Genomic DNA, 6,260 nt, shown 5'->3' on the forward strand with positions numbered 1-6,260 from the left:
GGCCACGGCGGTCATGGCTGTGGCGGCGCTCGCCGTCACAGCCTGTTCGGCTGCTGAGCCGCAACTCCGCTGGGGCCCGTGCGAGCCGTACGCTCGTGGCAGCTTGGAGAAGCAGCTGTACGCGGATCCGTCCTTCGACTGTGCGCGGCTTACCGTGCCGCTCGACTATGCCAGGCCGTCCGGGCGCACAGTCACGCTCGGCCTGCTCCGGCATCGCGCTACCGACACCGCTCATCGGGTTGGGTCGCTCGTACTCGACCCAGGCGGTCCGGGCGGTTCCGGGATGACCGCTGCGGCGACGCTGGTGAAACCCGCCGGACAGCTTGCGGCGCGGTTCGACTTCGTCGGCTTTGATCCGCGCGGTGTCCACGCGAGCGAGCCGCGGATCACCTGCCGCTCCGACGCTGAACAGGACGCCGACCGTGCGTCTGACGCGGAAAGTGACCGCTCTCCGGCCGGCGTCGCGAAGCAACTGGCCGAAGCGCGTGCGTACGGCGCTTCGTGCGCGAAGAACACCGGCGCGGACGTCCTCGCGCACATCGGCACGCGGGAAGTTGTACGTGACGTCGACGCCCTTCGCTCCGCTCTCGGCGAGGAGAAGCTGACGTACTTGGGCTACTCGTACGGCACGCAGATCGGATCGTCGTACGCGGAGGCGTACCCGGACAAAGTGCGCGCGATGATCCTCGATGGCGTCATCGACCCCGCGCAGGACCTACCACAGACATTGGTCGCGCAGACCGCAGGTTTCCAGGACGCCTTCACGCAGTTCGCGCGGTGGTGCGCGAAGCAGCCCAGCTGCCCACTCACCGGCGACGCGACCACCGCGTTCCAGCGTCTTGCACGCCCGCTAGTCATCAGCAAGGCGCCTGCGTTACCCGGCCGTACGCTGTCTTTCGAGGACGCAGTGACCGCCACCAATGCGGCGCTGTACTCGCGCGACAATTGGCCTGTGCTCTTGCGTGGGCTTCAGGAACTCACGCACGGACAAGGCAGCACACTGCTGGACCTCGCTGACAACTACTACGAACGAGACCCGGACGGTCACTACAGCGGTGCCATCGACGCCTACTTCGCCGTTCGCTGCGTCGACTACGACCGGGTGACCGATCGCGCGACCATCGACTCCGCGCACCGGCAAATGCTCACGAACGCACCGTTTCTCGACGGCGGATCGCCGGATACCAGTGAGCTGGACGTCTGCTCCACCTGGCCCGTACCGCCGACGTCACGGACGCACCGCCTGTCCGCGCCGGAGCCGTCAAAGGTCCTGGTCGTCTCGACAACGCACGACCCGGCGACGCCGTATCGGCAGGGCGCCGCCGTTGCGAAGGCCCTTCGCGCCCCGCTGCTGACCTTCGACGGCACCCAACACGCAGCGTTCCTGCGCGGAAACGCTTGCGTCGATCGCATCGCAGCTGAGTACTTGGTCACCACTGTCGCGCGCGACAGTCGGTGTGGCTAAGGCACCTGCTGCGTGAGCAGCACCTCGAACATCACCGGGCTGTCCGTGATCGTCTCGGGTGGCACCTGCAGCCACAGCCGCGCGAAGCGGTGCGGCTGGGTGACCGTGACCCACACCTTCACGTTTACGTCGGAATGAATCTGCGGCACCAGTCGCGACGCGACGGCCTGTGGCAACGTTCCGCCCACGCGGTAGCCGTCGACGCCCTGGATCGTCTCGCGGATTTCGGTCTGCGGTTTCCGGAGTGCCCCGAGCAGGTTCACGAAGCCACCGTCCGGACCGAGGAAGCGCTGCACGGTGAAGGTCGCCGGGCCGGACGTCGCGTGTCCCTTCGAGTCTTTCGTGGTCGCCGCGCCGCCGTTGACCGTGAAGGAGAACTCCCGCTCGCCGGTGCTGTTCGCCAGCTCCCCGGTACCTGCCGCACGTCCGCCGTTGTCGAGACCGGCTTCACCGTCGAGTTTGCTCAACGGCAGCCGGGGGAGCACCCCGTTGACCGCCACGGAGAAGTGCAGGCTCCGAACTGAGGCGAAGGTCGACTTCGAGGCGCTCAGCAGCTCGCTGCCAACCGGCAACGGCGATGACGCTGTGCAACTGCCGACGAGCCCGACAAGCAGCAGCGCCGGGAGGAAGCGTCGGCTGCGCATGGCCGTGAGCTTACTCGGCTGGCCTGATTCTTTCGGATGGTGTCCGCCAGGCCACTTCCGGCCGCCCCGGCCACCCAGCAGACTCGCCATTCGTGATCACCGAGACCCGTCCCGCACCTCGTCTCCACCGCGCCTGGTTCGTGGCCGCGGCCGCGTTCGTCGCGCTGTTGGCCGCTGCCGGCTTCCGGGCCGCGCCCAGCGTTTTGATCGACCCACTGCACGAGGAGTTCGGCTGGTCCCGCGCCACCATCGGGGCTGCGGTGTCGGTCAACCTGGTCCTCTACGGCGTCTTCGCGCCCTTCGCCGCGGCGCTAATGGAACGGTTCGGCATCCGTCGGGTGGCAGCGACTGCGCTGTTCGTCGTCGCGATCGGCGCCGGCGGCACGGTGTTCATGAGCTCCAGCTGGCAGCTGATCCTGTGCTGGGGCGTGCTCGTGGGTACCGGCACAGGGTCGATGGCGATGAGCTTCGCGGCGACAGTGACCACTCGGTGGTTCGTACGCCACCGCGGTGCGGTGACTGGTGTGCTGACCGCCGCCGGCTCTACCGGACAGCTGGTCTTCCTCCCCGTAGTGGCCGCGCTCGCCGTACACGACGGCTGGCGTACGGCGTCGCTGGTCATCGCGATCGCGGCACTCGCCGTGGTCCCGCTCGTGCTCCTCGTCGTGCGTGACCATCCAGCTGACATCGGCACTGTCGCGTACGGCGCGCCGGAGGGCACAGCGGTCGCCAGCCCGGCCCCGAAGACCGGCTCCGCGCGACGCGCGCTGACTGTGCTCTTCCAAGCTGCGCGCACCAGGTCGTTCTGGCTGCTCGCGATCGGGTTCGCGATCTGCGGTGCGACCACGAACGGACTGGTCAGCACACATTTCGTACCCGCTGCGCACGACCACGGCATGCCGCAGACCACCGCCGCGAGCCTGCTCGCGCTGGTCGGGATCTTCGACGTGGTGGGGACCATCGCGTCGGGTTGGCTCACCGACCGTGTCGATCCGCGCATCCTGCTCGGCGTCTACTACGCGTTGCGGGGACTCTCGCTCGCCCTGTTGCCACAGCTGTTCACGGATTCGGTCCAGCCCAGCATGTGGGCGTTCATCCTGTTCTACGGCCTCGACTGGGTCGCCACCGTCCCGCCGACCGTCGCGCTCTGCATCCGCACCTTCGGCGAAGCCGGTCCGATCGTCTTCGGCTGGGTGTTCGCCTGCCACCAGCTCGGCGCGGGATTCGCGGCGTCGGCAGCAGGCGCGGTGCGGGACCAGCTCGGCGACTACGCGCTGGCCTGGTACGTCGCCGCGGGGCTGGCGGTGATCGCTGCCGTCGCCTCGTTGTCGATCACCCGATCCGGCCGGATCCGACCGGTCGCAGTGCGCTGACTTCCCGGTCGAAACGCCCCGGCGACCCGTGAAACATCCCGTTAACACGTGCTGGTTAGGGTGCGGCCATGGATCGCCAGCAGGAATTCGTGCTCCGCACTCTGGAAGAGCGCGACATCCGTTTCGTCCGCCTCTGGTTCACCGACGTGCTGGGGTTCCTCAAGTCGGTCGCGGTCGCGCCCGCGGAGCTCGAAGGCGCGTTCAGTGAGGGCATCGGGTTCGATGGTTCGGCCATCGAAGGCTTCGCGCGGGTGTACGAGTCGGACATGGTCGCCAAGCCCGACCCGTCGACGTTCCAGGTGCTCCCGTGGGAGACGCCGGAGGGCGGCCCGTACTCCGCGCGGATGTTCTGTGACATCGCGATGCCCGACGGTTCACCGTCGTGGGCCGATCCGCGGCACGTGCTGCGCCGCCAGCTGTCGAAGGCAGGCGAAGCGGGCTTCACCTGCTACGTGCACCCGGAGATCGAGTTCTTCCTGCTCGCCACCCTCCCCGAGGACGGCACCGAGCCCGAACCCGCGGACAACGGCGGCTACTTCGACCAGGCCAGCCACGCCACCGCGACGCATTTCCGGCGGCACGCCATCGAAACCCTCGAGGCGATGGGCATCTCAGTCGAGTTCAGCCACCACGAAGGGGCACCGGGGCAGCAGGAAATCGACCTTCGCTACGCCGACGCGCTCACCATGGCCGACAACGTGATGACGTTCCGCTACGTCGTCAAGGAGGTCGCGCTGACCCAGAACGTGCGCGCGACCTTCATGCCGAAGCCCTTCAGCGGTCAGCCCGGTTCGGGCATGCACACCCACGTCAGCCTGTTCGAAGGGGACCGCAACGCGTTCTACGACGCGGAGGACCCGCACGAGCTGTCCGACACCGGCAAGGCGTTCGTGGCCGGAGTGCTGCACCACGCCAAGGAGATCTCCGCGGTCACCAACCAATGGGTGAACTCGTACAAGCGGCTGATCAGCGGCAGCGAGGCACCGACCACCGTGTCGTGGGGCCGGGCGAATCGTTCCGCGCTGGTCAGGGTGCCGATGTACTCACCGGGAAAGGCGTCCTCCCGTCGCGTGGAGATCCGCACGCTCGACTCCGCGTGCAACCCGTACCTGGCGTACTCGGTGATCATCGCGGCCGGGCTGAAGGGCATCGAAAAGGGCTACGAGCTGCCGCCACCTGCCGAGGACAACATCTGGCAGCTGTCGGACTCCGAACGCCGCGCCGCCGGCTACTCGCAGCTCCCGCAGAACCTCGGCGAGGCACTGGCGGAGATGGAGAAGTCGGAACTGCTCCCGGAAGCCCTCGGCGAGCACGTGTACGACTTCTTCCTGCGCAACAAACGTGTCGAGTGGGACAACTACCGGAGCGCAGTCACCCCGTACGAGCTACGCACGCTGCTGCCCGTGCTCTGACCCATCCCGCGTTTCCGCACGGCCCGGAGCGCAGCTTTCATCGAAACCCTGGCCGGGCGCTCGCAGCCGCCGGGGTTGTTACCGCTCCGGGCAGGGGACAGTCGCATCGGCCCTCGGTGGCGTGCCGGGCTTTGCGACTGGTACTTCGGGTGCGGCCGTGTTGGAGCCAGGGGAGTCCCCGCTTTCGCGAAGCTTCCCTGCCGTCCGGCGGCCATGAGATCTGGCCCACCGGCCGTCGACCTGACCAACCGCACTCGGGCACCGACGTCATAGCAGGTCAACGCTGTTGCCCCGAGCGCACTGACCCAAGCCGCGACCAGCGACGTCCGACACCGCACGGCCGCCCGCGGTCCCGTCGGCGACCTCCCCGCTCAGCTGAAAGACAAACACCGGCGCCCATGACCACCACCGGACAGAGTGCGCTCCGAAGTCATCTTCGCCGACCAGGAACTCCTCGAACAACACCCGCCCCGCCCGGCCCGACGCCCCGGCTACCGCGCGACGAAGGCGTCGCCGTCCGACCTCGGTCCCCGCCGTCCCTCCCACCGGACAGCCCGGCAAACTCCGCGCGATCCCCGAGTGACCGCGGTCCACACCGCAGTAGCCGCTTCCCCTCCGTCGGCTATGTCCCCGCCATGTCGGCCACTCCCCACCCCGTCGGCCACTCCCCGCCATGCCGGTCACGTACTCACCGAGCCGGCCACTCCCCGCCATGCCGGTCACGTACTCACCGAGCTGGCCACTCCTCACCACGCCGGTCACGTACCCACCGAGCCGGGCCACGTCCCGACTACGTCGGCCACCCCCGCTACGTCCTCGTCCAAGCCCTGACCCGCGCTACCCGTCCGCGTTGCTACCCGCGCGCCTTGTCCGCACCTCTCGCGCAACGGGCTGTCTGCGAGCCTCTGACCTGCGCCGACCCCGTTAAGTCACCCCCCTGTTTTCGGGCTGTTGCGAGGTGTGTAATCTTCTCTTCGTCGCCAGGAACACCGGGACGGCGGGGCCGAAAGCCCCACGGACCGGAGGCCAGGGCCGAGCGGTTGACACCGCGAAACGGACCAGGTAGCGTTCAGCGTCGGCCCACGAGCGGCCGCCGATTCCCTACGACTAACCTTGTAGGTCTCGGCATGCTCGACCAAAAGCTTGAAACAATGCTGGCGATTGGCTCGTTTGTGGGTTGGTTGTTGGTGTGTTGCTTGAGAACTCAACAGTGTGCTAGTGAACTAAGCCAGTAGAGTTTTTTTTGTTTTTGGAGAATCCTCGTTGGGTTTTCTTTGAGTTTGATGTGTAGTCATTGGTTGAACTGTTCATTGTTGGAGAGTTTGATCCTGGCTCAGGACGAACGCTGGCGGCGTGCTTAACACAT

4 protein-coding genes are annotated in these 6,260 nt (G+C 67.3%); 3 read left to right on the plus strand and 1 reads right to left on the minus strand.

Features of this window, described 5'->3' with window-relative positions:
• The first annotated feature begins 103 nt into the window (after positions 1-103).
• Positions 104-1,465: an alpha/beta hydrolase gene (locus ABD793_RS13025; RefSeq protein ID WP_344859162.1), complete on the plus strand. Its 1,362-nt coding sequence runs from the start codon at positions 104-106 to the stop codon at positions 1,463-1,465.
• Here the strand turns inward: ABD793_RS13025 and ABD793_RS13030 are convergent.
• Complete coding sequence (locus ABD793_RS13030; protein WP_344859164.1) at positions 1,462-2,109, minus strand: LppX_LprAFG lipoprotein; 648 nt, start codon at positions 2,107-2,109, stop codon at positions 1,462-1,464. The genes ABD793_RS13025 and ABD793_RS13030 overlap by 4 nt on opposite strands.
• 92 nt (positions 2,110-2,201) lie before the next feature.
• Between ABD793_RS13030 and ABD793_RS13035 the strand changes: the two genes are divergently transcribed.
• Complete coding sequence (locus tag ABD793_RS13035; RefSeq protein ID WP_344859166.1) at positions 2,202-3,482, plus strand: MFS transporter; 1,281 nt, start codon at positions 2,202-2,204, stop codon at positions 3,480-3,482.
• Between the two features lie 68 nt (positions 3,483-3,550).
• Positions 3,551-4,894: a type I glutamate--ammonia ligase gene (gene glnA, locus ABD793_RS13040; RefSeq protein ID WP_344859168.1), complete on the plus strand. Its 1,344-nt coding sequence runs from the start codon at positions 3,551-3,553 to the stop codon at positions 4,892-4,894.
• Positions 4,895-6,260 lie beyond the last annotated feature (1,366 nt).

The sequence above is a fragment of the Amycolatopsis ultiminotia genome, assembly GCF_039536925.1.
Taxonomy (GTDB): Bacteria; Actinomycetota; Actinomycetes; order Mycobacteriales; family Pseudonocardiaceae; genus Amycolatopsis; species Amycolatopsis ultiminotia.